This window comes from Leptothrix mechoopdaensis (SeqCode) (assembly GCF_053893855.1).
This window is the reverse complement of record NZ_CM132699.1, coordinates 863,666-890,203: the sequence shown is the minus strand read 5'-3', so window position 1 is coordinate 890,203 and position 26,538 is coordinate 863,666. Positions and strand designations below refer to the sequence as shown.

The 26,538-nt window shown below is 69.2% G+C and carries 25 protein-coding genes; 16 read left to right on the top strand and 9 right to left on the bottom strand.

Features of this window, described 5'->3' with window-relative positions; genetic code table 11:
- Nucleotide 1: 1 nt before the first annotated feature.
- The 5 genes from ACWA7K_RS04020 to ACWA7K_RS04000 are packed head-to-tail and all read right to left on the bottom strand — an operon-like array spanning nucleotide 2 to nucleotide 2,791.
- Nucleotides 2-607, bottom strand: a complete 606-nt coding sequence (locus ACWA7K_RS04020; RefSeq protein WP_456165878.1) for a DUF1349 domain-containing protein — start codon at nucleotides 605-607, stop codon at nucleotides 2-4.
- Between the two features lie 2 nt (nucleotides 608-609).
- Nucleotides 610-1,227, bottom strand: coding sequence for a Crp/Fnr family transcriptional regulator (locus ACWA7K_RS04015; RefSeq protein ID WP_456165876.1), 618 nt, complete (start codon nucleotides 1,225-1,227; stop codon nucleotides 610-612).
- Nucleotides 1,228-1,235: 8 nt separating this feature from the next.
- Complete coding sequence (locus tag ACWA7K_RS04010; protein WP_456165874.1) at nucleotides 1,236-1,856, bottom strand: DUF1294 domain-containing protein; 621 nt, start codon at nucleotides 1,854-1,856, stop codon at nucleotides 1,236-1,238.
- Between the two features lie 17 nt (nucleotides 1,857-1,873).
- The gene (locus ACWA7K_RS04005) at nucleotides 1,874-2,317 is read right to left on the bottom strand and encodes a GNAT family N-acetyltransferase (protein WP_456165872.1); all 444 of its coding nucleotides are present in this window, start codon (nucleotides 2,315-2,317) and stop codon (nucleotides 1,874-1,876) included.
- Nucleotides 2,318-2,320: 3 nt separating this feature from the next.
- Nucleotides 2,321-2,791 carry an Lrp/AsnC ligand binding domain-containing protein gene (locus ACWA7K_RS04000; protein ID WP_130480523.1) on the bottom strand — a complete coding sequence of 157 codons (471 nt, stop codon included), beginning with the start codon at nucleotides 2,789-2,791 and terminating at the stop codon, nucleotides 2,321-2,323.
- A 109-nt stretch (nucleotides 2,792-2,900) separates the two neighbouring features.
- On the opposite strand from ACWA7K_RS04000, the gene putA reads away from it, so the two are divergent.
- The 6 genes from putA to ACWA7K_RS03970 all read left to right on the top strand — a co-directional run bounded on the left by putA (nucleotide 2,901) and on the right by ACWA7K_RS03970 (nucleotide 9,939).
- Complete coding sequence (gene putA, locus ACWA7K_RS03995; RefSeq protein WP_456210358.1) at nucleotides 2,901-6,044, top strand: bifunctional proline dehydrogenase/L-glutamate gamma-semialdehyde dehydrogenase PutA; 3,144 nt, start codon at nucleotides 2,901-2,903, stop codon at nucleotides 6,042-6,044.
- Between the two features lie 44 nt (nucleotides 6,045-6,088).
- The gene (gene proC / locus ACWA7K_RS03990; RefSeq protein WP_456165868.1) at nucleotides 6,089-6,922 is read left to right on the top strand and encodes a pyrroline-5-carboxylate reductase; all 834 of its coding nucleotides are present in this window, start codon (nucleotides 6,089-6,091) and stop codon (nucleotides 6,920-6,922) included.
- Nucleotides 6,923-7,087: 165 nt separating this feature from the next.
- On the top strand, nucleotides 7,088-8,377 hold the full coding sequence (locus ACWA7K_RS03985) for a Glu/Leu/Phe/Val family dehydrogenase (protein WP_456165866.1): 1,290 nt from the start codon (nucleotides 7,088-7,090) through the stop codon (nucleotides 8,375-8,377).
- 101 nt (nucleotides 8,378-8,478) lie between these two features.
- Nucleotides 8,479-8,967, top strand: a complete 489-nt coding sequence (locus ACWA7K_RS03980; RefSeq protein WP_456165864.1) for a hemerythrin domain-containing protein — start codon at nucleotides 8,479-8,481, stop codon at nucleotides 8,965-8,967.
- Nucleotides 8,968-9,111: 144 nt separating this feature from the next.
- A complete protein-coding gene (locus tag ACWA7K_RS03975; protein ID WP_456165862.1) occupies nucleotides 9,112-9,390 on the top strand; it encodes a hypothetical protein in 279 nt (92 codons plus the stop codon).
- Between the two features lie 45 nt (nucleotides 9,391-9,435).
- Nucleotides 9,436-9,939, top strand: a complete 504-nt coding sequence (locus ACWA7K_RS03970; protein ID WP_456165860.1) for a cupin domain-containing protein — start codon at nucleotides 9,436-9,438, stop codon at nucleotides 9,937-9,939.
- Between the two features lies 1 nt (nucleotide 9,940).
- On the opposite strand, the gene ACWA7K_RS03965 is transcribed toward ACWA7K_RS03970, so the two are convergent.
- The 3 genes from ACWA7K_RS03965 to ACWA7K_RS03955 are packed head-to-tail and all read right to left on the bottom strand — an operon-like array spanning nucleotide 9,941 to nucleotide 12,036.
- On the bottom strand, nucleotides 9,941-10,258 hold the full coding sequence (locus ACWA7K_RS03965) for a non-heme iron oxygenase ferredoxin subunit (protein WP_456165858.1): 318 nt from the start codon (nucleotides 10,256-10,258) through the stop codon (nucleotides 9,941-9,943).
- An 18-nt stretch (nucleotides 10,259-10,276) separates the two neighbouring features.
- Entirely contained in the window at nucleotides 10,277-10,765 is a 489-nt protein-coding gene (locus tag ACWA7K_RS03960) for an aromatic-ring-hydroxylating dioxygenase subunit beta (RefSeq protein ID WP_456165856.1), read from the bottom strand.
- Between the two features lie 23 nt (nucleotides 10,766-10,788).
- On the bottom strand, nucleotides 10,789-12,036 hold the full coding sequence (locus ACWA7K_RS03955) for an aromatic ring-hydroxylating dioxygenase subunit alpha (RefSeq protein ID WP_456168675.1): 1,248 nt from the start codon (nucleotides 12,034-12,036) through the stop codon (nucleotides 10,789-10,791).
- A gap of 188 nt (nucleotides 12,037-12,224) precedes the next feature.
- Here ACWA7K_RS03955 and ACWA7K_RS03950 point away from each other — a divergent pair, with 188 nt between their 5' ends.
- Entirely contained in the window at nucleotides 12,225-13,139 is a 915-nt protein-coding gene (locus tag ACWA7K_RS03950) for a LysR family transcriptional regulator (RefSeq protein WP_456165854.1), read from the top strand.
- A 46-nt stretch (nucleotides 13,140-13,185) separates the two neighbouring features.
- Here ACWA7K_RS03950 and ACWA7K_RS03945 read toward each other — a convergent pair whose 3' ends face one another.
- A complete protein-coding gene (locus ACWA7K_RS03945; protein ID WP_456165852.1) occupies nucleotides 13,186-14,268 on the bottom strand; it encodes a LacI family DNA-binding transcriptional regulator in 1,083 nt (360 codons plus the stop codon).
- A 251-nt stretch (nucleotides 14,269-14,519) separates the two neighbouring features.
- Between ACWA7K_RS03945 and ACWA7K_RS03940 the strand changes: the two genes are divergently transcribed.
- The 9 genes from ACWA7K_RS03940 to ACWA7K_RS03900 all read left to right on the top strand — a co-directional run bounded on the left by ACWA7K_RS03940 (nucleotide 14,520) and on the right by ACWA7K_RS03900 (nucleotide 26,512).
- Nucleotides 14,520-15,794 (top strand): extracellular solute-binding protein, encoded by a 1,275-nt coding sequence (locus tag ACWA7K_RS03940; RefSeq protein WP_456165850.1) that lies wholly within the window; start codon nucleotides 14,520-14,522, stop codon nucleotides 15,792-15,794.
- A 102-nt stretch (nucleotides 15,795-15,896) separates the two neighbouring features.
- Nucleotides 15,897-16,784: a carbohydrate ABC transporter permease gene (locus ACWA7K_RS03935; protein WP_456165848.1), complete on the top strand. Its 888-nt coding sequence runs from the start codon at nucleotides 15,897-15,899 to the stop codon at nucleotides 16,782-16,784.
- A complete protein-coding gene (locus ACWA7K_RS03930) occupies nucleotides 16,781-17,653 on the top strand; it encodes a carbohydrate ABC transporter permease (RefSeq protein ID WP_456165846.1) in 873 nt (290 codons plus the stop codon). The genes ACWA7K_RS03935 and ACWA7K_RS03930 overlap by 4 nt, the downstream gene beginning before the upstream one ends.
- A gap of 9 nt (nucleotides 17,654-17,662) precedes the next feature.
- Nucleotides 17,663-19,057: a GH1 family beta-glucosidase gene (locus ACWA7K_RS03925; RefSeq protein WP_456165844.1), complete on the top strand. Its 1,395-nt coding sequence runs from the start codon at nucleotides 17,663-17,665 to the stop codon at nucleotides 19,055-19,057.
- A gap of 64 nt (nucleotides 19,058-19,121) precedes the next feature.
- A complete protein-coding gene (locus ACWA7K_RS03920; RefSeq protein ID WP_456165842.1) occupies nucleotides 19,122-20,279 on the top strand; it encodes an ABC transporter ATP-binding protein in 1,158 nt (385 codons plus the stop codon).
- A gap of 110 nt (nucleotides 20,280-20,389) precedes the next feature.
- Complete coding sequence (locus ACWA7K_RS03915) at nucleotides 20,390-22,708, top strand: beta-glucosidase (RefSeq protein WP_456210356.1); 2,319 nt, start codon at nucleotides 20,390-20,392, stop codon at nucleotides 22,706-22,708.
- A gap of 37 nt (nucleotides 22,709-22,745) precedes the next feature.
- Nucleotides 22,746-23,957, top strand: a complete 1,212-nt coding sequence (locus ACWA7K_RS03910; protein ID WP_456165838.1) for a fumarylacetoacetate hydrolase family protein — start codon at nucleotides 22,746-22,748, stop codon at nucleotides 23,955-23,957.
- 21 nt (nucleotides 23,958-23,978) lie between these two features.
- Nucleotides 23,979-24,740, top strand: coding sequence for an SDR family NAD(P)-dependent oxidoreductase (locus ACWA7K_RS03905; RefSeq protein ID WP_456165836.1), 762 nt, complete (start codon nucleotides 23,979-23,981; stop codon nucleotides 24,738-24,740).
- Nucleotides 24,737-26,512, top strand: coding sequence for an IlvD/Edd family dehydratase (locus tag ACWA7K_RS03900; RefSeq protein WP_456165834.1), 1,776 nt, complete (start codon nucleotides 24,737-24,739; stop codon nucleotides 26,510-26,512). The genes ACWA7K_RS03905 and ACWA7K_RS03900 overlap by 4 nt, the downstream gene beginning before the upstream one ends.
- Nucleotides 26,513-26,538: the final 26 nt, after the last annotated feature.

Here is a 26,538-nt window from a genome sequence, read left to right as displayed (position 1 = left end):
CTCACTGCCCGTCGCGCAGGTTCGCGAGTTCGCCGATGCGGTGGAAGAAGCGGCTGAAGCGGACCTCGCTGCCCTCGCCCATCGGCGACTGCGCGACCCACCCGATCTGCACACGCTCGGCCTGGCCGAGCGAGAAGTAGCGCGCCAGCTGCCAGTGCTGGCCGTCCGTCGAGTAGTGGAAGGCGAAGGTCCGGGGCGTCCGGGCGACACGAAGGAATACCTCGGGCGACGACAGCGCCACCGAGTTGCAGTCGTCCGACACCCCGCGCGTCACCACCGACACGATCATCGGCCGGCCGTCCGGCGATCGCTCCAGGCAGAACTTCGCCCAGTGGTCCGGCTGCGTGCGCACGAAGATCACGCCGGCGTCGAAGGTCGCGCTCCCGTCCAGCGCCAAATGGGCCCCGAGGATGAACGCCGGCTCGTCCGTCCCCATCAGGGCACACGGGGCAGAGCCCACCTGGCTGCCAGTGGCCGGGTCGTTGAAGTAGTCGTTCTTCGGGCCGGACCGGACCACCAGGCCCCCGTCGGCATCCAGCTGCCAGGCGGCCGGTTCGATGTGCCAGGTGAACTCGGCCGGGATACCCGCGACGCGGAAGGTCTTCATGGTCACGCTCCAGATGAGGGGGCCTGCGCCACGCGCCGTGCATCGCGCGACAGGCGTTCGGCCACCCGTTCGAGGAAGAAGAACCCGAAGCGCGGGTTCTGGAAATACATCTGCCGGACCTCGTCGTGTGTCAGCACCAGCAGCACGCCGGCCTGATCGCACACCACCGTCTGCGTGCGCCGGTGGTCGGGGGCGACCAGCGCAAGTTCGCCGATCACGTCGCCCGGCTGCAGCACCACGTCGGCCTCGACCGCCCGGAAGCGCCCGCTCAGCACGAAGCTGAGTTCATCGGCCGCATCGCCCTGGCGGAACAGCGTCTCGCCCGCCGCGACCTGCCGCGAGCGCGAGTACGGCTTGAGCCAGTCCAGCGACAGCTGCCCCAGGCTCGCATCCCGGATCTGCCGCGTCAGCCGCTGCAGCTGCCACAGCCGCCACACGTTCAGCGGCAGCAGCGTCAGGTGCAACAGCAGCACCGGGTAGACACCACCCGTCGCCCCGTACGAGATGAACGCCACGTTCGCGACGATGCCCGCCATGCGCAGCCGCACCATCGTCTTCATCGAGAACGTCGCCAGCGTCAGCAGGGCACCGGCGTAGCCGAAGGCGTCGACCCAGGTCATGGCGGCATTCATCCAACGACGGCCACCAGCAGCAGCCGCCCGATCGGCGACGCCAGCACGAGCAAGCCGGCGATGTTCAGCACGACCGTCGCCCAGAAGGTCTGCCGGAAAGCCACCTTGGCGGACTTGTGTCGCAAGACCTGTTGCGCAACCAGCGCCCCCGGCCAGCCGCCCGCCAGTGCCATCAGGTGCAAGACTCGCTCCGGAGTGCGGAATTCGCCCCGCCGGGCAGCGGACTTGTCCGTTGCATACCCGATGAAGGTCGCCACGCTGGCGACGGCATAGGCGCCCAGGATCCACGCCGGGAGCTTCCAGACGTAGGCCACGACGGCCAGGAACACCACGAACGCCGGCACCGCGAACAGCGTCGCAGTGCCCCACTGCGCCGGCCCGTCCCGCCGATCGCGGCCCGACGGTGCGGGAGCCCTCAGGATCTGCACATGCCGGGCCCGCTTGCCCTTCGGCCCGCTCTCGACCTCGAACGTCACGGCCTGACCCACCACCGGCCGTCCGGCCCCGCGCGGCCACGCTGACACATGCACGAAGATCGGTTCACCGCCTTGCGATGACTCGATGCGACCGAAGCCGCGTTCGTCGTTCCAGGAGGTGAGGCGGCCGGTGAAGCGCATGGGTGAATGGACCTCGGTCAAAGACGCATCGGCACGTAGGCAATCCCATTGCGTTCGGTGCGCGGCCCGGTCGCGACGAAGCCGAAACCTTCGTAGACCGGGACGGCACCGGGGCTGGAATTGACCGTGTATGCCTCGATTCCCGCCGGAGCATCGCTCCTGAGCGTGTTCCAGAGCGCCCGGGCAATCCCTTGGCGCTGGTGGCTCGTCGCCACGAACAGGTGGAACAGATGTCGGCCATCGCGCAGTGACGCGGCGCCGACGATGCGGGATTGATCCACGGCGACGAGGTACAGGAAGTTCGGCGCCGTGACGTGGCCACGAATGGCCTCGGGCGAGACGCTTTCGAGGAAACGCTCCGCGCCCTGCCCGGCCGGATCCAGCAGGAAGTGATGCGCCAGGCCCGCGACGAGGGCGCTGATGGCGTCGACATCGGCGGGAACCGCCTTGCGGATGTCCATCGCTCAGATCTCGATCGCCGCCGTGTTCTTGACCTCTTCCATCACCACGTAGGTGCGCGTCTCGCGCACGCCGGGCAGGGTCCAGATGACGCTGCCGATGAACTCGCGGTAGGCGGCCATGTCGGCGACGCGGGTCTTCAGGAGGTAGTCGAAGCCGCCGGCGACGAGGTGAGCTTCGAGGATCTCGGGGCGGACCTGGACGGCGGCCTTGAAGGTGTCCATGACGTCGTGGACGGTGCGGTCGAGCAGCACCTCGACGAAGACCATCAGCCCGGCGTCGAGCAGCTTGGGGTTGAGGCGGGCCTCGTAGCCGAGCACGTAGCCGTCGCGGGTCAGGCGGCGCACACGTTCGAGCACCGCCGTGGGGGACAGGTGCACCGCCTCGGCGAGCTTCAGGTTGGAGATGCGGCCGTCGGTCTGCAGCAGACGCAGGATCTTGCGGTCGGTCTTGTCGAGGTCGGCGATGGTCTTCATGGTTCCCTGGCCATTGCATTTCTTGCGGCGAAGGCGCCGATCTTTGGCGAAAGATTCGTGGATGACAAGCGTACTGTTGCGCCATTCACCAGACACGCCGAGGTTCACGATGATCCAGACCCCGACTTCCCCGAGCCCTGCCCTGCCGGCCGCCGCGCCGCTGTCGCCGCGTGCGGGGGACCGCCTGCCGTCGCCGCTGCGCGACGAGACCGAGCAAGTTCAGCGCCTGCTGGGCGCCCTGGCCGGACCGGCGGCGAGCGCGCCGCTGGAGTGGTCACGGGTGATGGCGACGGCCGCCCCGTGGGTCGAGGCGGTGCGGCGCCAGCCGGCCCCGTTCTGGGCGCTGGAATCGCTGCTGCACGAGTACCCGATCTCCAGCGCCGAGGGCCTGGCGCTGATGCGGCTGGCCGAGGCGTTGCTGCGGGTGCCGGACACGGCCACCGCCATCGCGCTGACGGCCGACCAGCTCGGCCGCGCCGACTTCAGCGCCCACGCGGCCGAACAGCAGCGCAGCGGTGCGAGCGCGCATCCGCTGGTCGCGGCGCTGGCGGCGCGGTCGCTGGACTTCTCGCGCCGGCTGCTGCCCGAGACCGACGGCGACGGCCAGCCCGGGCTGCTGCAGCGCCTGGGCGCGCAGACGGTCGTGGCCGCCACGGTGCGGGCGATCCAGCTGCTGGGCCGGCAGTTCGTGCTGGGCCAGTCGATCGGCGAGGCGCTGAAGACCGCCCGCGCCGACCGCGTCGAACACCGCAGCCGCGTCCACAGCTACGACATGCTGGGCGAAGGCGCCCGCACCGACGAGGACGCGCAGCGTTACCTGGCGGCCTACCACGGCGCCATCGCGGCGATCGGGGCGCAGGGCCGCGCCGTGTCGCCGGAGACGGCCGACGGCATCTCGATCAAGCTGTCGGCGCTGGATGCGCGCTACGAGGCGGCCCATGCCGACACGGTCGCGAGCCGGCTGCTGCCGCGCGTGATCGGGCTGGTCGACGCGGCCGCGCGCGCCAACATCAACCTGACGCTGGATGCCGAGGAGAGCGAGCGCCTGGAACTGTCGCTGTGGGTGCTGGACGCGCTGGCGGCACACGCGCGCCGGGCGCATCCGGACTGGCAAGGCCTGGGGCTGGCGGTACAGGCCTACCAGACGCGGGCGCTGGACACGGTCGCCGCCGTCGTCGGCATCGCGCGGCTGCATGGCCGGCGGCTGATGGTGCGGCTGGTCAAGGGCGCCTACTGGGACAGCGAGATCAAGCGGGCGCAGGAGCTGGGCCTGGCCGCCTACCCGGTCTGGACCGACAAGCGCCACACCGACCTGAGCTATCTGGCCTGCGCGCAGGCGCTGCTGGCGGCGCAGGACTGCGTCTACCCGCAGTTCGCGACCCACAACGCGGCGACGCTGGCGGCGATCCTGCAGATGGCGCAGCCGGCCGTCGGCGCGGCCCGCCCGGTCGCGCCGCGCTACGAGTTCCAGCGCCTGCACGGCATGGGCGAGGCGGTCCACCGCGAGGTCGAGGCCAGCCTGGCCGGCCGGCCGGACGCGCCACCGCTGCGCATCTACGCACCGGTCGGCGAGCACCGCGACCTGCTGGCCTATCTCGTCCGCCGGCTGCTGGAAAACGGCGCCAACAGCTCGTTCGTCCATCAGCTGGCCGACCCGACGGTCGACCTGCCGACGCTGCTGGCCTCGCCGCTGCTGCCGCCGGCCGCCCCGCAGCTGCCGCTGCCGGGCGCGCTCTACGGCCCGGGCCGCGCCAACAGCGCCGGGCGTGACCCGCACATCGCCGCGCACCGGCTGCCGATGCTGGCGGCGGTCGAGGCGCGCGGGCGGCTCGGCCTGGAACGCCCGGCCGACGTGTCGGTGGCCGAGGCCGATGCCGCGATGCAGGCACTGGCGCGCTTCCAGCCGGCCTGGAACGCGACGCCGCTGGAACACCGTTGCGCCGTGCTCCAGCGCGCGGCCGACCTGCTGGACGCGCGGTTGGACGACTTCTGCGCCCGGCTGGTCCACGAAGGCGGCAAGACCCTGGGCGACGCGGTCGCCGAGGTGCGCGAGGCGGTCGACTTCTGCCGCTACTACGCCGAACAGGCGTTGACGCGGCTGGCCCCGCAGGACCTGCCCGGCCCGACCGGCGAGCGCAACACGCTGCGCCTGCATGGCCGCGGCGTGTTCGTCTGCATCAGCCCGTGGAACTTCCCGCTGGCGATCTTTGCCGGCCAGGTGGTGGCCGCGCTGGTGGCCGGCAACACCGTGGCGGCCAAGCCGGCCGAACAGACCCCGGCGGTGGCCGCCGCCTTCGTCCGGCTGCTGCAGGAAGCCGGCCTGCCGGAGCAGGCGCTCACCTTGTTGCCAGGCCCGGGCGAGACGGTCGGCGCGGCGCTGGTCGCGCATCCGGCCTGCGGCGGCGTGTGCTTCACCGGCTCGACCGCCGTGGCGCGCGCCATCAACCGCACGCTGGCCGATCGGCCCGGCGCCATCGTGCCGCTGATCGCCGAGACCGGCGGACTCAACGCGATGGTGGTCGATTCGAGCGCGCTGCCCGAACAGGTCGTCGACGCGGTCGTGCAGAGCGCCTTCCGCAGCGCCGGCCAGCGCTGTTCGGCGCTGCGCCTGCTGTGCGTGCACGAGGAAGTCGCCGACAGGCTGCTGGCGATGCTGGCCGGCGCGATGGCCGAGCTGCGCCTGGGCGACCCGCGCGACGCGGCGACGAGCTGGTCGGTCGACGTCGGCCCGGTGATCGACGCCGAGGCCCACGCCAGCCTGTCGGCCCACATCGACCGGCTCGAATCCAGCGCCCGCCGGATCGCCCGCACGGCGCTGCCCGCGACGTGTGCGGCCACCCACATCGCCCCGGTCGCCTACGAGATCGACGGCACCGAGGCGCTGCGCGAGGAGGTCTTCGGCCCGGTGCTGCACGTGATGCGCTGGACCGGCGCGGTCGACACGCTGGTCGACCGCATCAACGCGATGGGCTACGGCCTGACGCTGGGCGTGCATAGCCGCATCGACGGCCGCGCCCAGCGCATCGCCGACCGGGCCCGCGTCGGCAACGTCTACGTCAACCGCAACATGATCGGCGCGGTGGTCGGCGTGCAACCCTTCGGCGGCGAAGGCCAGTCCGGCACCGGCCCCAAGGCCGGCGGCCCGCACTACCTCTACCGCTTCTGCGCCGAGCAGACGCTGACGGTGAACACGGCGGCGGCGGGGGGGAATGCGACGTTGCTGGCGGGCGAGCAGTCCCGCCAAGCTGCCTAAACTCTCGCGCCATTCCTCACCCATCGCCCCATCCGGCCAACACCATGACCACCCTGTCTGCCACCCCCACCCCCACCCTCGCCTTCATCGGCGGCGGCAACATGGCCAGCGCCATCATCGGCGGGCTGATCCGAGGCGGGACGCCGGTGGATCGGCTGATCGTGGTCGAGCCGTGGGACGTGCAGCGCGACAAGCTGCGGGCCGACTTCGGCGTCGTGGCGCTGGCCGTTGCCGGGCCGGAGCTGGCGCGGGCCGATGCGGTCGTGTGGGCGGTCAAGCCACAGAGCTTCAAGGAGGCGATTGCGCCGGTGGCCGCGCATGTCGGGCGGGCGCTGCACCTGTCGGTCATGGCGGGCATCCGCAGCGACGCGATTGCGCAGGGCGCGGGCACCGAGCGGGTCGTGCGCAGCATGCCCAACACGCCGGCGCTGATCGGCATGGGCATCACCGGGCTGTATGCCCGCGCGGCCGTGACCGAGGCTGACCGCGCGCTGGTCGAGCACCTGCTGGCCGCCACCGGCGAGCGGGTCTGGGTGCGGCAGGAAAGCGACCTGGACGCCGTCACGGCGCTGTCGGGTTCGGGGCCGGCCTACGTGTTCTATTTCATCGAGACGATGATGGCCGCGGCCGAGCAGATGGGCCTGGGCGCCGAGGCCGGCAAGCAGCTGGCGATCGCCACCTTCGCCGGCGCGACCGAGCTGGCGCGGCGCAGCCCGGAGACCCCGGCGACGCTGCGCGAGCGGGTCACCTCCAAGGGCGGCACGACCTACGCGGCGCTGACCGCGCTGAACGAGGCGGGCGTCCACACCGCCTTCATCGCCGCGCTGAAGGCGGCGCAGGACCGGGCGCGCGAGCTGGGTGACGAGTTCGGGCGCTGATGCGTGTGAGGGCGTGAGGGCGGCAGACCGGCCGCACACGGATGAAGCGCAGCGCCGGTCGGCATGTCGGCCTTGCATCACCCGGGCGGATCGGGGCTGCGGGCCGCTTCTACATTGACCGCTCCACAACGGCAGACAAGCCCGTCACGAGCGGGCTCCAACGACATGTCCCACGCACCCCTGTCCTACATCCACCCGAGCGCCCATAGCCCCTGGAGCACCTACCTGTCCCAGGTCGACCGCGTCCTGCCCTACCTGGGTGACCTGGCGCGCTGGGGCGAGACCCTCAAGCGCCCGAAGCGGGCCCTGGTCGTCGACGTGCCCATCGAGATGGACGACGGCAGCGTGCGCCACTTCGAGGGCTACCGCGTCCAGCACAACCTGAGCCGCGGCCCGGGCAAGGGCGGCGTGCGCTATCACCCGGATGTGACGCTGGAGGAGGTCATGGCGCTGTCGGCCTGGATGACGGTCAAGAACGCCGCCGTGAACCTGCCCTATGGCGGTGCCAAGGGCGGCATCCGGGTCGACCCGCGCAGCCTGTCGGTCAAGGAACTGGAGCGCATGACGCGGCGCTACACCAGCGAGATCGGCATCATCATCGGCCCGAACCAGGACATCCCGGCGCCGGACGTGGGCACCAACCCGCAGATCATGGCGTGGATGATGGACACCTACTCGATGAACATCGGCGGCTCGGCCAGCGGTGTCGTCACCGGCAAGCCGATCCACCTGGGCGGCTCGCTGGGCCGGGTCAAGGCGACCGGGCGTGGCGTGTTCGTGACCGGCCGCGAGGCGGCCCGCCGCATCGGCCTGGACCTCGACGGCGCCCGCGTCATCGTGCAGGGCTTCGGCAACGTCGGCTCGGCGGCGGCTGAACTCTTCGGCCAGGCCGGCGCGAAGATCGTCGCGGTGCAGGACCACACCGGCACGATCGCCAACCCGAAGGGCCTGGACCTCGCCGAGCTGCTGCCGCTGGTCAAGCGCCAGGGCGGCGTGGCGGGCTTTGCCGGCCACCCGAGCGGGGCCGAGAAGATCGACGACGAGGCCTTCTGGGACCTCGACTGCGACGTGCTGATCCCGGCTGCGCTGGAAGGCGTCATCACGCCCGAGCGCGTCAACCGCCTGAAGGCCCGTCTGGTGCTGGAAGGTGCCAACGGCCCGACGCTGCCCGAGGCCGATGACGCGCTGGCCGAACGGGGCGTGCTGGTCGTGCCCGACGTGATCTGCAACGCCGGCGGCGTGACGGTCAGCTACTTCGAGTGGGTGCAGGACTTCTCCAGCTTCTTCTGGAGCGAGGACGAGATCAACCTGCGGCTCGACAAGATCATGGTCGACGCGTTGCGACGCATCTGGGACACCGCCGACCGGCACCGCATCACGCTGCGCACCGCCACCTTCGCGGTCGCCTGCGAGCGCATCCTGATCGCGCGCCAGGAACGCGGCCTGTACCCCTGAGCGAGCCGGGGGCGCCGTCTCTTGTCCTGACGCAAGTCCGCGCCGGGCCGCGTGCCCTAAGCTGCGCGGCCTTGCCTGATCGACCTTCACGGAGCCCCCGCATGACCCTGCTCGCCTGGACCGACGACCTTGCCACCGGCCATGCCGAGATGGACCAGACCCATCAGGAGTTCATCGCGCTGCTGGACCGGGTCGAGGCGCTGCGCGAGGCCGACGCGGCCACCGTGCTGCCGGTCTACGACGAGCTGATCGCCCACACCACCGAGCACTTCGCGCGCGAGGACGCCTGGATGCAGGCCAACGGCTTCGCCACCGAGAACTGCCACAGCCTGCAGCACACGCAGGTGCTGGCGGTGCTGCAGGAGGTGCGCAAGCGCATCGTCGAGCAGGGTCAGGTCCAGCTGCTCGGCGAACTGCTGCCGGGGCTGATCCAGTGGTTCGACGGCCATGCCCGCGCGGCCGACGCCGGCCTGGCCGCCGTCATCGCCGAGGCCGAACAGGCCCGCGCCCAGGCCGCCGCCGAAGGCCGCGCCTGCGAACCCGCCGCCGCCATCGCCGGCTGCGGCAGCCTGAGCTGCAGCGACGCCTGAAACGCGAAATTCATGACGTTTCCAGGCTGACATCTGGCTGACAACGGGAACTTCCGGGACTAGAGTCGAACCCGGATTCGCCACCAGGCCGACCCCATCGGCCCCGCCCGACACCCCGCGAGTCCCCACCGGAGGAGACCCGCGATGTCGCTGCAGCAGCTCTCGGACTTCAAGCACTGGCACCTCGGCCATCCGCAGGGTCACACGGTCGAGACCGCCGTCTGCGACGCCGTGCTCGCCGCCTGGCTGATGGGCTGGATGTCCTTGCCGGTGATGGTGCTGCTGCAGGAATGGGCCTGGCTGCCGCTGTCGCTGGTGGCCCACCTGATGCCGCTGGGCTACTGGTCGGTGCGGCGCCGACTGCACCGCAGTGGCCTGTTGCGTTGCGACTGGCTGCACACGGTCGGGCGACCGGCGCGCTGAGTCGGCGTCGTTGACCCGGCGTCGCGCGATGGCACGATCCAGTCCATGACCACCCGACCTCTGCCGAGCGCCCTTCCGATCGCCCTTCCGATCGCCCTTCCGGCCGCCGACGTGCCGCCGCGCAGCACGCCGTCCAGCTACCCGGAACCCTACGCCTCACGCATGGCGGGCCGCACCAAGCGTGCGCTCGGCGCGGCATTCGGCCTGACGAACTTCGGCGTCAACCTGACCGAACTGGCGCCGGGCGCGGTCTCGGCGCTGCGCCATGCGCACACCCGGCAGGACGAGTTCGTCTACATCCTGCAAGGCCACCCGACCTTGCGCACCGATGCCGGCGACACGCTGCTGGCACCGGGCATGTGCGCCGGTTTCCGGGCCGGCAGCGGCGACGCGCATCAGCTCGTCAACCTGACCGGCGATCCGGTGGTCTACCTGGAGGTCGGCGACCGGACCGCCGGCGATTCAGCCTGCTATCCGGACGACGACCTGGTCGCCACGCTGGTCGACGGCCGCTGGGTCTTCACGCACAAGGACGGCAGCGGCTACTGACTCAGCCGATCTGCACGAACACGCGGCCCGCCTCGATCTTCACCGGGTAGCTGCGCACCGCCACGCTGACCGGCGAGCAGGTCGGCATGCCATTGCGCACGTCGAAGCGGCCCTGGTGCAGCGGGCACTCGATCTCGTGGCCTTCGAGGAAACCGTCGCACAGCCGGGCATGGCCGTGGGTGCAGAGGTTGTCGGTCGCGTAGACCTCGTCGCCGACGGTGTAGACGGCGATGTCGCGGCCGGCCACGGCCACGCCGATGACGTCGTCGCCGGGCAGGTCGGCGGCGGCCAGGGCATCGGTCCAGTTGGGATCGCTCATGTCATGTCTCTTGGCAGATCAGATCGGATAGATGATCGAGTTCGGGATCATCTCGGTGTCGTAGATGCATTCGCGCGAGGCGAACTTCAGGCCGGCCGGCGTGCGCACCACCACGTCGAGGTAGCGACCGACATTGAAGACCGTGCTCTCCTGCGACAGCTTGGTGCGGAAGACGGCGTAGTTGGCCTCGCTGCGGATGCGACCGTCGGAGACCTCGCGCACCACCGGCACGCCCACGACGTGGCGCTGGTAATAGGGGTCGTGGAACAGCGTCTCCTGGATGCCGTAGACGCGGTCCTTCAACATGCCCTTGCTGGAGAAGGACAGTGTGGCCAGCGGGAAGCCGCGCTCGTGGTTCTCGCGCGGCTGCAGGCGGTAGACGCAGTCGTCGGTGAAGAACTCGGGCCACAGGTCCCAATGTCCGGAATCGACCGCGCTGGCGTAGTCGGCGTAGAGCTGGTTCAGGGCGAACCAGTCCTCGAAGTTCAGCGATGTGTTGTTGCTCATGGTCGGGTCTCCTTCGCGCCGGGTCACTCTTGCGCTTCCATCACGTCACGCCAGTAGCGGTACATGCCGCGGATCAGCGTCTCGGTGACCATGTGCTCGGTGTTCTCGACGCCCTTGCCGCCGAGCTCGGCCACCGCGCGGTGGAAGGGCTTGGACTCGAAGGCCTGCTGCGAGAACTCGATCACCTCGCCGTCGTCGGCCGACACGAAGCCGGCCGGGCCGAACAGGTTGGCCTGCGTGAGCCGGCGCTGGGTCATCTCTTCCGTGTCGTCCTCGAAGCCGAAGTGGGTCCAGACGAAGTCGAAGCTGCCGTGGCCATTGGGCTGGATGTGGCGCGTCGACACGCTGTTGACCTGCTGCTGCAGGATGACGCTCGGGAAGATCGTGGTCATCACGGCGGTCGGGCCGTTCCACCACGGCTCCGGGACGATGTCGATGAAGCTCGGATCGTGGAGCTTCATCTCGGCCTTGAAGCTCGACACCTGCGTGACCTGATCGGCCTTGCCGGCCGCACCGCGCGTCGAGATCATGGCCGCGTGGCGGTGCTTGTCGTCCATGCGCAGCTGCGACTTGTTGTCCGCCCGCCAGAGGCCGAAGGTGACGAACCAGGTGTGCAGCAGGCCCGGGTGGTAGGGGTCCTTGATGTTCTCCTGCATCAGCTTCCAGTTGCCCGGGATGCGCTGGCGGTTGTAGCCCAGGATCCTGAGCTGGCGGCCGTTGAACAGGCGGTCGTAGTAGCCCAGGATGGTCGGGCCCAGGTAGTCCTCCAGCGACTCGATGTCGTGGTCGAAGGACGCGAACACCACGCCGCCGCGCACGGCCACCTTCAGCCTGGTCAGGCCATGGTCGCTGGTCTTGAAGTCCGAGGGCATGCCGCCGTGGACCTGGCCGTCCTGCTTGACGCCGCGCCGGAACGGCACGCCCTGCAGCTCACCGTTGAGGCCATAGCTCCACTGGTGGTAGGGGCAGACGAAGTCCTTGGCCTTGCCGTGGCGCTCGCGGCAGAAGCGCATGCCGCGGTGGGCACAGACGTTCTCGACGACGTGGATCGAGCCGTCCGCATCGCGCACCAGGATGACCGAGCGTTCACCGACCACCGTGCGCTTGTAGTCGCCCGGCTCGGGGATCTCGGCCTCCAGGCCGACGTAGCACCAGTGGCCCTTGTAGAAGAAACGCTCCAGCTCGCGCTGGTAGATCTGCGCATCGGTGTAGGCCAGGAAGGGGATGCGGTGGGTGCCGTCGCCCTCCCATTGCGGGGTGATCGGGAAGATCGTCGAGGGGGACGAGGGGGACGAGGGGGACGAAGGGGTCGAGGGGTTCGAGGAAAGGCTCACGTCGATCTCCACGCTGCGGCTCGGCGATGGGCGCGATGTTCGGGCCTCGGCGCCAATCAGCCAATAACATCCCCGGCATGTGAAACATCACGCGCAGTGATGTCGCGCCGACACGGAGCCCCGGCATGGACCTCAAGGACATCGACCTGAACCAGCTGGTCGTCTTCCAGCAGCTGATCGTCGAGCGGCGCGTCTCGCGCGTAGCGGAGACGCTCGGCCTGACGCAACCCGCCGTCAGCAACACGCTGGCCCGGATGCGCCGCCAGTTCGGCGACGAGCTGTTCCTGCGCACGCCGGCCGGCATGGTGCCCACGCCGTTCGCCGAGCAGCTGGCCGCATCGGTCGGCCCGGCGCTCGGCCTGATCCACGACGGCCTGAACCGGCAGACCGGCTTCGATCCGGCCTCGTACCAGCGCCCGGTCACGATCGGCATGACCGACATCGGCGAGATCGTCTTCCTGCCCGCGCTGATCGACCGTCTCCGCGAGGTCGCCCCCGGCGTCACGCTGAGCACGGTGCGCAGTTCCGCCGTCAACCTGCGCGACGAGATGGAGTCCGGCCAGGTCGACCTCGCGATCGGCCTGCTGCCGCAGCTCAAGGCCGGCTTCTTCCAGCGCCGGCTGTTCCAGCAGCGTTATGTCTGCCTGTTCCGGCGTGGCCATGCACTCGACAAGGCGCGCGTCACGCTGCAGGACTACAGCAGGGCCGAGCACCTGGTCGTCGTCTCGCCGGGCACGGGCCACGGCAAGGTCGACGAGCGGATCCGGCGCGCCGGGGTCGAGCGCCAGATCCGCCTGACGGTGCCGCACTTCGTCGGCGTCGGCCACATCCTGCAGGGCTCGGACCTGGTCGCGACCGTCCCGGAACGGCTGGCCCGGCACCTGACCGAGCCCTTCGGCCTGCGCCACGTGGCCCATCCGGTGAAGCTGCCGGACATCGCGATCAACCTGTCCTGGCACGCCAAGTCACACCGCTCGGAGGCCAGCCAGTGGCTGCGCCGCGTGATCGTGGAGCTGTTCGGCGACGACGCCGGGGCGTGACGGGCGCCGTCGGGCCGCCCGCATCGGTCCGCCCGCATCGGTCCGATCAGCGGGCCCGTTTCCGGCTGGCGGCACCAGGCTTGGCGGGGGACTTCAACGGCACCGCCCGGGGCAGGTCACCGGGAGCGGCGCTTGAATTGCGCACGACCAGTTCCGTCGGCAAGGTCACCTGCCGGGTCGCCACGTCAAGACCGGCAATGACGGCCTGCAGCGTGTTGACCGCGGCGCGGCCCATTTCGGCAATCGGTTGCCGCACGCTGGTCAAGGACGGATGAACCTGGGACGCCGCCGGCAGGTCGTCGAAGCCGACGACCGACATGTCTTCCGGCACCCGGATGCCCGCGGCCAGCAGCGCGGACATCGCACCGATGGCGCTCAGGTCGTTGCTGGCGAAGACGGCGGTGGGGCGGACCTTCATCGCCAGCAGCTTCTGCACCGCATCGCGGCCACCGCGTGCGGTGTGATCGCCCCGAAGCACGAGCGAAGGATCGCGATCGAGACGGTGAATCGCGACCGCATCGTCATAGGCGCGGTGCCGGTCCTTCGCCGATCCCAGCTGTTCCTCGCCCGTGATGAACGCGATCCTGCGGTGCCCCAGGGTGGCGAGATGCTGCATCGCGCTGCGGGCCCCGCCGTAGTTGTCGGCGGCAATCGACGGGAACTCGGCGTGCTCGCGGTGCTGGTCGATGGTGATGACCGGCAAGCGTGCGGCCGTGAGGCCTTCGACGAATCCGAACTGGTAGGGCAGAACGGCAATGACGCCATCGGTGAACTGCTGCAGCAGCTGCATCACGTCGGCGGTGGGGCGCCGGTCGTTTCCGACCAGCGAATAGATCAGCACCTCGTTCCCGGCCACGGCGGCAGCGCTCACGGCACCGGAGACGAGGGCGCTGATGTAGGGATTGTTGAGATCGGCGGCCAGCAGGCCAATGACCCGGCTGCGTCCACCCGACAGCTTCTGCGCGCTGCGGTTGGCGACATAGCCCATTTCGGCCGCCAGCTTCAGGATGGCCTCGCGGGTTTCGCGTGACACGCCGGGTTGCAGGTTCACCGCACGCGAGGCGGACATCGTCGAGACACCCGCTGCCGCCGCGAGTTCGGCCAGCGTCGGTGCGTGCTTCTTGGTCATCGTGGGATCGCCGGGGGTTCGGACCTTCGCAGACATGGGAAGGCACAAGGCCGTGTCGATCTTAGCGGTAGCGCTAGCGCGCGGCGATGGCCGGGTCGGCCCCGGACGGAAGCCTGTCGCCTGTGGTGTCCATGGAAAGTCGCCTGCCACGACGGGTGCCCTCGGGTTTTCTCTGGTGTCGACAACTAACGTTACCGCTAACGTTCATGCACGTAAAGCCGAGTTCCGCCCCCCAAACACAGGAGACATGCATGTCATTGCGCCAACTGCTCGTTCCCGCCCTTCTCGCCCTGTCGACGTCCACCATGGCCGCCGACAAGGTCACCCTGAAGATGGCCGACAACCTTCCCGACCGCAATGGCGGCTGGGGCGCCGTCGTCGAGGCGATCAATGCCGAGTTCAAGGCCGCCAACCCGGGTGTCGAGATCGTCACCGAGAGCTACCCGGACCAGCCCTACCAGGAAAAGATGAAGATCTACGCCACGGCCAAGCAGATGCCGGACGTCTTCAAGTACTGGAGCTTCTCGACCCTGCTCAAGCCGATGGTCGACGGCAAGTTCGTCGTGCCGCTCGATCAGGCCACGTTCGCGAAGTACGGCTACCTGCCGGGCGCGCTGGAATCGAACGTCTACAACGGCAAGCTCTACGGCATCCCGGTGTCGGCCGACCTCTGGGTCGTGTACTACAACAAGAAGCTCTTCAAGGAAGCGGGCGTCGACAAGCTGCCGAGCACGCTCGAGGAGATGATCGCGCTGGCGCCGAAGTTCAAGGCCAAGGGGATCATCCCCATGTCCACCGACGGCAAGGACGCCTGGCCGCTGGCCATCACCTTCGACCAGATCGTCTGGCGCCTGTCGGGTGACGCGACGCTGCCGCGCCAGGCGCTGGCCCGCAAGGTCAAGTTCACCGACCCGATCTTCGTGAAGGCGGCCACCGTGCTGCAGGACATGGTCAAGGCGGGCATGTTCCAGGAAGACCTGGGCGTATCGGACTACGGTGCCTCGCGCAACCTGTTCGGTCAGGGCAAGGCAGCGATGTACCTGATGGGCAGCTGGGAACTCGGCCTCGCGAGCGATGCCAACTTCTCGGAGGAGTTCCGCGCCAACGTGGACGTCCTGAAGTTCCCCACCATTGCCGGTGGCAAGGGCAAGGCGGATGACCTGTTCGCCTGGTATGGCGGCAACTACGTGGTCAGCGCATCCAGCAAGAACGTGGCGCTCGGCACGAAGTACCTCGAGTTCTACGCCAAGCGCTTCCCGACCATTGCCTGGGAAAAGCAGGCGACCTTCCCGGCCCAGACCGTGGCGGCTCGCCCGACCGACACCCCCGTGGCCAAGTCGCTGCTGCGCATCGCGGCAGAGGCCAAGGCCACGTCGGGAACCGGCTCGCTCGACCTGTCGACGCCCGCGTTCAAGGAAGACATCCAGAACGCCATCCGCGAACTCAGCTCGCTGCTGATCACGCCGCAGGAGTTCACGGCAAAGGTCGATGCCGCCGCCGAGAAGGCCGCGCGCCGGCAGAAGTAATCCGGCTGCATCGGCCATTCAAGGCAGCCTGGCGAACGACGTTCGCACGGGCTGCCCGTTTCCTTCTGGCGCGCAGCGCCATCGCGTGAAAGCGAACCCGACGTGCAAAGCCCGTTCGAGAACAAGACCCTGGTGGCTTGCCTGGTCCTGCCGGCCGTGGCTGTCATGGTCTTCGCCATGCTGATCCCGCTGGGCTTCAGCATCTATTTCAGCCTGACCGACTGGGCCGGCTTCGGCGACTACAGCTTCATCGGCCTGGAGAACTACCGCGAGATCCTGATGGACGACAAGGTCTTCTGGCGAGCACTGTGGAACACGCTGCTGCTGATGCTGGTGACGATCCTGATCCAGAACCCGATCGCCTTCGCCCTGGCCGCCCTGCTGGCGCATGTCACGCAACGCCTCTCGCGCATCCTGCGCACGATCTACTTCGTGCCGGCGGTGCTGTCGGTCGTGATCATCGCCAAGATGTGGGTGAGCATCTTCAACCCCACCTATGGCGTGCTGAACAAGGTCCTGGTCGCGATGGGCCTGGAGAGCCTGGCGGTGTCGTGGCTGTCGAATCCGCAGACGGCCATCTGGGCGGTGATCTTCATCATCGTCTGGCAAGGCTTCGGGTGGGCGCTGCTCTTCTACTACGCCGGGCTCATGACGGTTCCCAAGGACCTCGAGGAGGCGGCTCGGGTCGACGGCGCGAGCTGGCTGGCGACCTACGTACACGTCGTCATCCCCTACCTCTACCCGGTGATCGGCGCCGTGATCGTCATCGACGTCATCTCGTCGATGAAGCAGATGGAACTGATCCTGCTGTCGACTGCCGGGGGGCCCGGACAACTGACCCAGTTTCTCGGCGTCTACCTCTACCAGAAGGCCTTCACGGCGGGCGAATACGGCTACGGCAATGCCCTGTCCGTCCTGTTCGTGGCCATCTCGATCGCGCTGACGCTGGTCGTCAGACGGGCCATGCCGGCACCCACGGAGGCCTCATGAACACGATCCATCCTGCGAACGACCACGGCCGCGCGTATCGGCTTCAACGCCAGGTCCTGAAGGTGGCGCTCTACACCTTGCTGGTCCTGGTCGCGGTCATGCAGCTCTTCCCGCTGATCTGGGTGGCGTCCTATTCGCTGCAGAAGTCCGGCGACCTGTTCGGCGGCGAGCTGCTGCGCCTGCCGCTGGATCCGCAGTGGGACAACTACGTGCGTGCCTTCCGAGATGGCAAGGTGCTGCAGTACTCGCTGAACAGCCTGTTCGTGGTGTCCGTCTCCACCGTGCTCTCGACGGTGCTGTCCTTCTGCCTCGGCTATGCCCTGACCAGGCTGCAGTGGCGCCTGAAGTCGCTGGCACTGGGCGCGATCACGATGGGCATGGTCGTGCCGATCCACACGACGCTGCTGCCGAACTTCATCTGGTTCGGCTACTTCGGTCTCGTCGACACGCACTTCGCGCTGATCATCACCTACGTGGCCTTCACGCTGTCGTTCAACACGCTCGTGTTCATGGGCCATTTCGCCAATCTGCCCCGCTCGATCGAGGAGGCCGCCCTGATGGACGGCGCGTCCTGGCCGCGTCTCCTGTGGAGCGTGGTCGCGCCGATGTCGGTGCCGGCCACGGTCACCGTGGCCGTGATGACCTTCCTGACCAACTGGAACGAATTCATCATGGCCAACACCTATCTCTCGACCGACGACAAGCGGACCTTGCCGTTTTCGATCATCCGGTTTCAGGGTCAGTACGCGTCCGACTATGCCGTGCAGTTCGCCTGCATGGTGCTGGTCGCGCTGCCCGCACTGGCGCTGTATTTCGCATTCAGCAGCCGCATCATGGAAGGCGCCACCGCTGGCGCCGTGAAGGGATAAGGAACTCCCGTGAATGACCCTCAAATCCTGCACTTCCCCGAGAACTTCGTCTGGGGCGCGGCCACCGCGTCGACCCAGGTGGACGGCGCCGTGGCCGAAGGCGGAAAGTCGGAATCGATCTGGGATCGGTTTGCCACCGACCCCTCGCGCATTGCCGATGGCACGAACCCGGCCGTCACCTGCGACCACTACCACCGTCATGCCGACGACTTCGACCTGATGAAGTCGCTGGGACTGTCCGCCTACCGCTTCTCGATCGCCTGGCCGCGTGTCGTGCCCGGCGGTGACGGCCCGGTCAATCCCGAAGGACTCGACTTCTACGACCGCATGGTCGATGCCATGCTCGAACGTGGCATCCGGCCGTTCGCCACGCTGTTCCACTGGGACCTGCCACAGACGCTGCAGGACCGTGGCGGATGGGCGCGGCGCGAGACGATCGACGCCTATCTGCGCTATGCCGAAGCCACGGTTCGTCGCCTGGGTGACCGCGTCAAGGACTGGATGACCCACAACGAGCCCTGGGTGTTCTCGTTCTGCGGCCACCTCTACGGTGTGCATGCGCCTGGCTCGAAGGATCTGGCCACCGCACTCTCGGTCGCGCACCACCTGATGGTCGCGCATGGCAAGGCAGTGCCGCTGATCCGCGACCTCTGTCCCGGGGCGCGCGTGGGCATCGTCCACAACCTCGAATGGATCGAGCCGGCCTCCGACCGCATCGAGGATCAGGCGGCGGCCACCCGCTGGGACGGCGCCTTCAACCGCTGGTTCCTGGACCCCGTCTTCGGCCGGGGCTATCCCGCCGACATGCTCGCCTGGTACGGCCACGCCGCGCCGCGAGTCGAGCCGGGCGACTTCGAGGCGATGGCCGTCCCGACCGACTTCCTTGGCGTGAACTACTACACCCGCCGTGTCATCGCCCACGACCCGACGCCCCGCGACGCATCGGAGCGCGCCTTCCTGTCCGCGCGCCAGATCTACTGGCCGTTCGTGCCTCGCGCGGAGTTCGACGAATGGGAGGTCGCGCCCGAAGGGCTGTACCGGACCCTGCTGCGCGTGCAGCGCGACTATCGGCCGGCCAGCCTCTACATCACCGAGAACGGCACGACCGGGCTCGAAGGTCCGGGTGACGACGGCGCCGTCCATGACCTGTACCGGACGCGCTATCTGGCACGTCACACCGCCGCCGTGCACCAGGCGATTGCCGACGGCGCCCAGGTGCGCGGCTATTTCGTCTGGTCCCTTGTCGACAACTACGAATGGGCATTCGGCTTCACCAAGCGATTCGGCGTCATCCACGTGGACCACGCGACGCAACGGCGAACCATCAAGGACTCCGGGCATTGGTATGGCCGTGCGGCCCGCGCCAATGGATTCCCGATTGCCGACGCGAACGCGACCTTGTGAGCCTTCCATCGCCGGATCGAACTCGAACCGGCCTGAACCCGACCCGCCACACCGAAGTGACGACATGACCCAGATCTCGCTGCGTTCCGTACAGAAGTCCTATGGGGCTTCGACCCCGGTCATCCGCGATGTCGACCTCCAGATCGACGCGGGTGAGTTCTGCGTGTTCCTCGGCCCATCGGGATGCGGCAAGTCGACGCTGCTGCGCATGATTGCCGGGCTGGAATCCATCACGGGCGGTGACGTGCTGATCGACGACGTGCGCGTGAACGACGTGCCCGTCGCGAAGCGCGAGGTCGCCATGGTGTTCCAGAACTACGCGCTCTACCCCCACATGACCCTGTACGACAACATGGCCTTCGGCCTGCGGCAGGCCAAGGTCGAGAAGGGCGAGATCGATCGGCGGGTGCGCGCAGCCGCCCAGAGCCTGCAGATCACGCACCTGCTCGACCGCTTGCCGAAGGCCTTGTCGGGCGGTCAGCGTCAGCGCGTGGCGATTGGCCGCGCGATCGTGCGTCGGCCCAAGGTGTTCCTGTTCGACGAGCCGCTGTCCAACCTGGATGCCGCCCTGCGGGTGCACATGCGCGGCGAGATCGCCCGCATGCACCGCGAGTTCGAGAGTGCCAGCGTCGTCTATGTCACCCATGACCAGACGGAGGCCATGGCGCTGGCCGACAAGATCGTGCTGCTGCGGGCCGGTGACGGCATGCTGAAACACGGCAGCATCGCCCAGGTCGGATCGCCGATGGACCTGTACCACCATCCGCGCGACCGGTTCGTCGCCGGCTTCATCGGCTCGCCGCGGATGAACTTCCTGCCGGCGACGGTGCGGTCATCGCGCTTCGACGGGCTGCTCACCGAACTCGTGCTGGAGATCGATGCAGACCGTGGCGGCGAGACCTTGCACCTGTCGCTGGACGTGATCCCGCCACCCATCGGCAGCCACATCACCCTGGGCATCCGTCCGGAGCACCTGCAGTCCGATGTCGGCGACGGACTGACCACCATCACCCGGCCCGTCCGACAGGTCGAGCACTTCGGCGAACACAGCTACGTCTACCTCCATGCCGGCAACGGACCGGAAGGCGCCGAGGACCTGATCGCCAAGGTCCCCGGACATGGCGCGGTCCAGGCCGGTGCATCGGCCACCTTCTCGCTGCAGGCGCAGCACTGCCATCTGTTCGATGCGCAGGGCTTTGCCATCGAACGGGTCAAGGCCTGAGACTGCCGGACGTGCACACACCGACCTGATCCGCCATGACGACGAATCCACCGCTCTATCTGAATCCTGCGAAACCCATCCCCGAGAGAGTCCGCGACCTGCTGGATCGCATGACGCCCGAGGAGAAGTTCGCCCAGATGCACGCCTACTGGCTCGTGTTGTCCGAGACGGGCCAGCACCGCGCCCGGCCGGGCGAGGCCTTCATCGGCGGCACCGACGATGCCGACGTGCAGCGCCGGCTGTCGCGCGGCGTCGGCCAGATCACGCGGCCCATGGGCACGCACAGCGTCGAGGCGGGGGCCGGGCTGCGGGCCCTGAACAAGCTGCAGCGCTTCCTGCGCCACGAGACGCGCCTGGGCATTCCGGCGCTGTCGCACGAGGAATGCCTGATGGGCGTGATGACCCGCGACGGCACGCTCTTCCCGTCGCCGCTGGCGCTCAGCGCGACCTGGAATCCGGCGCTGGTGCAGGAGGTTGCGCAGCGCATCGGCGACGAATGCCGGCAGGTCGGCGCCCATCAGGGCCTGGCACCGGTCCTGGACGTCTCGCGCGACCTGCGCTGGGGCCGCACCGAGGAGACCTTCGGCGAAGACCCCTACCTGGTCGGCGTGATGGCCACGCGCTACGTGCGCGGCCTGCAGGGCCCTGACCGTTCCCTGCTGGCCACGCTGAAGCACTACGTCGGCCATTCGGCCAGCGAAGGCGGCCGCAACCACGCGCCGGTGCACATGGGCTGGCGCGAGCTCAACGACGTTTTCCTGCTGCCCTTCGAGATGGCCGTGAAGCAGGCCGACGCCGGCTCGGTGATGCCGGCCTATCACGACATCGACGGCGAGCCCGTGCATGCGTCCCGCCACCTGCTCACCGAGGTCCTGCGCGAGCAATGGGGCTTCGACGGCCTCGTGGTGGCCGACTACGTGGGCATCAGCCTGCTCTACCAGCACCACCGTGTGGCCGCCGATGCGGTCGAGGCGGCGGCGCTGGCCTTCCATGCCGGGCTCGATGTCGAACTGCCCGGCGACGACTGCGGCCAGCATCTGGCCACGGCGGTGTCGCGCGGCCTGCTCAGCATGGCCAAGGTGGACGAGATCGTCGCCCGCATCCTGACCGAGAAGTTCCGACTCGGCCTGTTCGAGCGCCGCTACGAGGACGGCCCGGCGCCACAGCTGCGTGGCGCGGCGGCCGTGGCGACGGCCCGCGAGGCTGCGCGACAGGCCATCGTCGTGCTGGACAACCGCGACGGCATCCTGCCGCTGCGGCCGGCCGATGCGCTGCGCCTGGCCGTCATCGGCCCGACCGCCGCCGATCCGATGGCCCAGCTCAGCGGCTACAGCTACCCCGCCCACGTCGTGCTGCACGACCAGACCGAGGACACCAGCTGCATCGTCACGCCGCTGCAGGGACTGCAGCAGGTCTTCGGCGCCGAACAGGTCACCTACGCCCGCGGTTGCCAGATCATCGAGATCCGCCGGCCCGGCTCGCCAGTGTTCCCGGGCGACGTGCTGGACGATCCTGCCCTTCCGGAGTCGCCGGTGTCGCGACGCACCGACGAGATCGCCGAGGCCGTGGCGGCCGCCCGCGAGGCCGACGTCGCGGTCGTCTGCGTGGGCGACCTGGCGGGCCTGTTCCAGACCGGCACCATCGGCGAAGGCTCGGACACCGACAGCCTGGACCTGCCCGGCGTGCAGCAGTCGCTGCTCGAAGCCGTCGTGGCCACCGGCACGCCCACGGTCGTGGTGCTGCACGCCGGCCGGCCCTACAACCTCGGCGGGCTGGAGGACCGCGTCGCCGCCTTCGTGATGGCCTTCGCGGGCGGCCAGCAGGGTGGCATCGCGCTGGCCGAGGTGCTGGCGGGCATCGTGCCGCCCTCGGGCCGCATGACGGTGTCGGTGCCGGTCAACGTCGGCGCGATGCCCTACCACTACAACCACAAGCTCAAGAGCGGCGGCACGCCGATCGCGCGCCATTTCGGCAGCCGCTATCCCTTCGGTCACGGTCTCGGCTACACCCGCTTCGAGTACCGCCACCTGACCTTGGCGCATGCCGAGGTACCGCTGGACGACGGCGAGATCGACCTGAGCTTCGAGGTGGCCAACGTCGGCGACATGGCCGGCGTGGAAGTGCCGCAACTCTACGTGCGGGACACGCTCGCCAGCGTCGTGCGACCCGTCCGCGAGCTGAAGGCCTTTGCGCGCGTGCCGCTCGATGCCGGCAGGTCCGCGCGCGTGACCTTCCGCATCCCGGTGGACATGTTGTGCTTCACCGGCCATGCCGGCCAACGGATCGTCGAGGGCGGGGCGTTCGAGCTGCTCGTCGGCGCATCGAGCAGCGACATCCGCCTCCGCACGGACGTCAACGTGTCCGGGACGGTCCGCACCCTCGGCCGCGACTGGCGCATGGAAAGCACAGCCGAGGTCACGCCCGTTTGAGAGAACATCGCACCTCCTTCGACGGGTGCCCCCAGCCATGACGAACGACACGACCCCTTCCCCTTCCCCTTCCCCTTCGACGCCCCCTTCCACCACGCCGGACCTGGCCTTGCGCCCCTGGGCGGCCTGTCTGCCCGAAGACGCCTCGCAAGCCCTGCTGCTGGGCCGCATGGACTTCGGCGCCGGGCCCACGCCGGTGCTGCTGCGCGGTGGCGAGGTGTTCGACCTGAGTGGCGTCGCGCCGACCGTGTCGGACCTGCTGGAGACGCTGCCGGACGGTTCGACATGGCCTGCCGGAACGCGCATCGGCACGATTGCCGAGGTCGCGGCGAACCCGAAGGCCCGCCTGCTCGCGCCGGTCGACCTGCAGTGCGTGAAGGCCTCGGGCGTGACCTTCGCGGTGTCGGCGCTGGAGCGAGTGATCGAGGAGCGTGCCCGTGGCGACGCGCAACGCGCGCAGGCCATCCGCGCCAACCTGTCCGAACGCATGGGCGGTGACCTGCGCGGCGTGAAGCCGGGCAGTGAACCGGCGCGGCGGCTCAAGGCGGCCCTGCAGGCCGACGGCCTGTGGTCGCAGTACCTGGAGGTGGCGATCGGGCCGGATGCCGAGATCTTCACCAAGGCACCGGTGCTGTCGGCCGTCGGTGCCGGCGCGGACGTCGGCGTGCGTGCCGATTCGAGCTGGAACAACCCCGAGCCGGAGATCGTGCTGGTCTGCGACAGCCGCGGCCAGGTGCGCGGCGCGACGCTGGGCAATGACGTCAACCTGCGCGACATCGAGGGCCGCAGCGCGCTGCTGCTGGGCAAGGCCAAGGACAACAACGCGTCCTGCTCGATGGGGCCCTTCATTCGCCTGTTCGACGCGCACTACACGCTCGACCACGTGCGCACCTGCACCGTGACGCTGGCGGTGCATGGCGCCGATGGCTTCGTGCTGGAGGGCAAGAGCTCGATGGACCAGATCAGCCGCGACCCGCTGGAGCTGGTCGGCCAGGCCCGCAGCCGCGACCACCAGTACCCGGACGGCTTCTCGCTGTTCCTCGGCACCCTGTTCGCGCCGGTGGCCGACCGCGACGCGCCCGGGCAAGGCTTCACCCATCACCCGGGCGACCGCGTGCGCATCGCCTCGCCGGCCCTGGGCGCGCTGGAGAACCGGGTCGTGTTCTGCCACGACGCGCCGCCGTGGACCTGGGGCGTGAGCGCGTTGATGCGCAACCTCGCCGCGCGTGGCCTGCTGCGTCAGGCCTGACCCGATCGAGCGACAGGCCCCATGAACACGGCGATCTATCCCAGCCTCTCTGGCAAGCGCGTCGTCGTGACCGGCGGCGGCTCCGGCATCGGCGCCACGCTGGTCGAGGCGTTCGTGAAGCAGGACGCACAGGTCTGCTTCCTCGACATCTGCGACGACGAAGCCGAAGCTCTTGCCCGACGCTGGTCCGGCGCGACGCGGCCACCGCGCTTCCTGCATTGCGACCTGACCGACCTGGATGCGGTGGGTGCGACCTTCGCGCAGATCGTCGACCAGATCGGCGGTGTCGACGTGCTGGTCAACAACGCCGCCAACGACGACCGCCACGCCATCGACCAGATCACGCCGGCCTACTGGGACCAGCGCATCGCCGTGAACCTGCGGCACGTGCTGTTCTGCAGCCAGGCGGTGGTGCCGTCGATGCGGGCGGCCGGTGGCGGGTCGATCGTCAACATGGGCTCGGTCTCGTGGCACCTGGCCCTGCCCGACCTGGTGATCTACGAGACCGCCAAGGGCGGCATCGAGGCGATGACCCGGGCACTGGCGCGCGACCTCGGCGGCGACAGGATCCGCGTCAACTGCGTCGTGCCCGGCGGCGTACGCACGCCGCGCCAGACCCGGCTCTGGCACAACCCGGACGAGGAGGCCCGCATGCTGGCGGCGCAATGCCTGAAGGAACGTGTCGAGCCGGAAGACGTCGCGGCGATGGTGCTGTTCCTGGCGTCGGACGATGCCCGAATGTGCACGGCCCACCACTACTTCGTCGACGCGGGTTGGCGATGAGCCGGCAGCCCGTGCGCCCCTTCCGGTCACGCGAGTGGTTCGCCAACGCCGACCGCATCGACCAGACCGCGCTCTACCTCGAGCGCTTCATGAACCACGGCCTGACGCCCGCCGAGCTGCGTTCGGGCCGGCCCGTCATCGGCATCGCGCAGACCGGCAGCGAGCTGTCGCCGTGCAACCGCATCCACGTCGAGCTGGCGCAGCGGGTCAAGGACGGCATCCGCGATGCCGGCGGCATCCCGATCGAATTCCCGGTCCATCCGATCTTCGAGAACTGCCGTCGACCGACGGCGGCGATCGACCGCAACCTGGCCTACCTCGGCCTGGTCGAGATCCTGCACGGCTACCCGCTGGATGCCGTCGTGCTGACCACCGGCTGCGACAAGACCACGCCCTCGGGCGTCATGGCCGCGAGCACGGTGGACATCCCGGCGATCGTGCTGTCGGGCGGGCCGATGCTGGACGGCTGGCAGCACGGCGAGCGGGTCGGCTCCGGCACCGTCATCTGGCGCAGCCGGCGCCAGCTGGCAGCGGGCGAGATCGACGAGGAACAGTTCCTCGAAGCCGCCGCCGCGTCCGCCCCGTCGGCCGGCCACTGCAACACCATGGGCACGGCCTCGACGATGAACGCGCTGGCGGAGGTGCTGGGCCTGTCGCTGCCGGGCTGCGCCGCGATTCCGGCGCCCTACCGCGAGCGGGCGCAGATGGCCTACGCGACCGGCCGACGCATCGTCGACATGGCTTACGCGGACCTGCGGCCGTCGCGCATCCTGAGCCGGCAGTCCTTCCTCAACGCGATCGCGGCGGTGGCCGCGCTCGGCGGTTCGTCCAATGCCCAACCGCACCTGCACGCGATGGCCCGCCATGCCGGCTTCGAGCTGACGGCCGACGACTGGCGACAGGCCCACGACATCCCGCTGCTGGTCAACCTGCAGCCGGCCGGCCAGTACCTGGGCGAGAGCTTCCACCGCGCCGGTGGCGTGCCGGCGGTGCTGACCGAGCTGATCCGCGCCGGCCGGGTCGACGGCAGCTGCGCGACCGTGACCGGCCAGACGCTGGCGGCCAATGTCGAAGGGCGCCACAGCATCGACGCGGACGTCATCACGCCCTATGCGCAGCCGCTGCTCGAACAGGCCGGTTTCCTCGTGCTGACCGGCAACCTGTTCGATTTCGCGATCATGAAGACCTGCGTGATCTCGCCGGACTTCCGCCGCCGCTACCTGAGCCGGCCGGGCGCGGAAGGCGTCTTCGATTGCCGCGCCATCGTCTTCGACGGCCCGGACGACTACCACGCGCGCATCAACGACCCGGCCTTGGCGATCGACGAGAACTGCATCCTGGTCATGCGCGGCGCCGGTCCGATCGGCTTTCCCGGCTCGGCCGAGGTGGTCAACATGCAGCCGCCCGACGCGCTGATCCGGCGCGGCATCACCAGCCTGCCGACGCTGGGCGACGGGCGCCAGTCGGGCACGTCCGACAGCCCGTCCATCCTCAACGCCTCGCCCGAGGCGGCGGCCGGCGGCGGTCTGGCCTGGCTGCGCACCGGCGACGCCATCCGCGTCGACCTGAACACCGGTCGCTGCGACATGCTCGTGGCCGACGAGGAACTGGCGCGCCGCCGCCGTGCCGGCCTGCCGGCGATTCCGCCCAGCCAGACGCCGTGGCAGGAGATCTACCGCGCGACGGTCGGCCAGCTCGACAGCGGCGGCTGCATGGAACTGGCGCTGAAGTACCGGGCCGTGAGCGACGTGACGCCGCGCCACAACCACTGAGGCGTCAGCGCCGGGCACGCGGCGCC

Bases quoted from the DNA above. Each gene is read 5' to 3' on its own strand.
- ACWA7K_RS03905 (WP_456165836.1), top strand. From the start codon at position 23,979: ATGAACACGGCGATCTATCCCAGCCTCTCTGGCAAGCGCGTCGTCGTG.
- putA (WP_456210358.1), top strand. From the start codon at position 2,901: ATGATCCAGACCCCGACTTCCCCGAGCCCTGCCCTGCCGGCCGCCGCG.
- ACWA7K_RS03950 (WP_456165854.1), top strand. From the start codon at position 12,225: ATGGACCTCAAGGACATCGACCTGAACCAGCTGGTCGTCTTCCAGCAG.
- ACWA7K_RS03945 (WP_456165852.1), bottom strand. From the start codon at position 14,268: ATGACCAAGAAGCACGCACCGACGCTGGCCGAACTCGCGGCGGCAGCG.
- ACWA7K_RS04020 (WP_456165878.1), bottom strand. From the start codon at position 607: ATGAAGACCTTCCGCGTCGCGGGTATCCCGGCCGAGTTCACCTGGCAC.
- proC (WP_456165868.1), top strand. From the start codon at position 6,089: ATGACCACCCTGTCTGCCACCCCCACCCCCACCCTCGCCTTCATCGGC.
- ACWA7K_RS03910 (WP_456165838.1), top strand. From the start codon at position 22,746: ATGACGAACGACACGACCCCTTCCCCTTCCCCTTCCCCTTCGACGCCC.
- ACWA7K_RS03980 (WP_456165864.1), top strand. From the start codon at position 8,479: ATGACCCTGCTCGCCTGGACCGACGACCTTGCCACCGGCCATGCCGAG.
- ACWA7K_RS03920 (WP_456165842.1), top strand. From the start codon at position 19,122: ATGACCCAGATCTCGCTGCGTTCCGTACAGAAGTCCTATGGGGCTTCG.
- ACWA7K_RS03930 (WP_456165846.1), top strand. From the start codon at position 16,781: ATGAACACGATCCATCCTGCGAACGACCACGGCCGCGCGTATCGGCTT.
- ACWA7K_RS03970 (WP_456165860.1), top strand. From the start codon at position 9,436: ATGACCACCCGACCTCTGCCGAGCGCCCTTCCGATCGCCCTTCCGATC.
- ACWA7K_RS03915 (WP_456210356.1), top strand. From the start codon at position 20,390: ATGACGCCCGAGGAGAAGTTCGCCCAGATGCACGCCTACTGGCTCGTG.
- ACWA7K_RS04005 (WP_456165872.1), bottom strand. From the start codon at position 2,317: ATGGACATCCGCAAGGCGGTTCCCGCCGATGTCGACGCCATCAGCGCC.
- ACWA7K_RS03960 (WP_456165856.1), bottom strand. From the start codon at position 10,765: ATGAGCAACAACACATCGCTGAACTTCGAGGACTGGTTCGCCCTGAAC.
- ACWA7K_RS04015 (WP_456165876.1), bottom strand. From the start codon at position 1,227: ATGACCTGGGTCGACGCCTTCGGCTACGCCGGTGCCCTGCTGACGCTG.
- ACWA7K_RS03940 (WP_456165850.1), top strand. From the start codon at position 14,520: ATGTCATTGCGCCAACTGCTCGTTCCCGCCCTTCTCGCCCTGTCGACG.
- ACWA7K_RS03965 (WP_456165858.1), bottom strand. From the start codon at position 10,258: ATGAGCGATCCCAACTGGACCGATGCCCTGGCCGCCGCCGACCTGCCC.
- ACWA7K_RS03975 (WP_456165862.1), top strand. From the start codon at position 9,112: ATGTCGCTGCAGCAGCTCTCGGACTTCAAGCACTGGCACCTCGGCCAT.
- ACWA7K_RS04000 (WP_130480523.1), bottom strand. From the start codon at position 2,791: ATGAAGACCATCGCCGACCTCGACAAGACCGACCGCAAGATCCTGCGT.
- ACWA7K_RS04010 (WP_456165874.1), bottom strand. From the start codon at position 1,856: ATGCGCTTCACCGGCCGCCTCACCTCCTGGAACGACGAACGCGGCTTC.
- ACWA7K_RS03985 (WP_456165866.1), top strand. From the start codon at position 7,088: ATGTCCCACGCACCCCTGTCCTACATCCACCCGAGCGCCCATAGCCCC.
- ACWA7K_RS03900 (WP_456165834.1), top strand. From the start codon at position 24,737: ATGAGCCGGCAGCCCGTGCGCCCCTTCCGGTCACGCGAGTGGTTCGCC.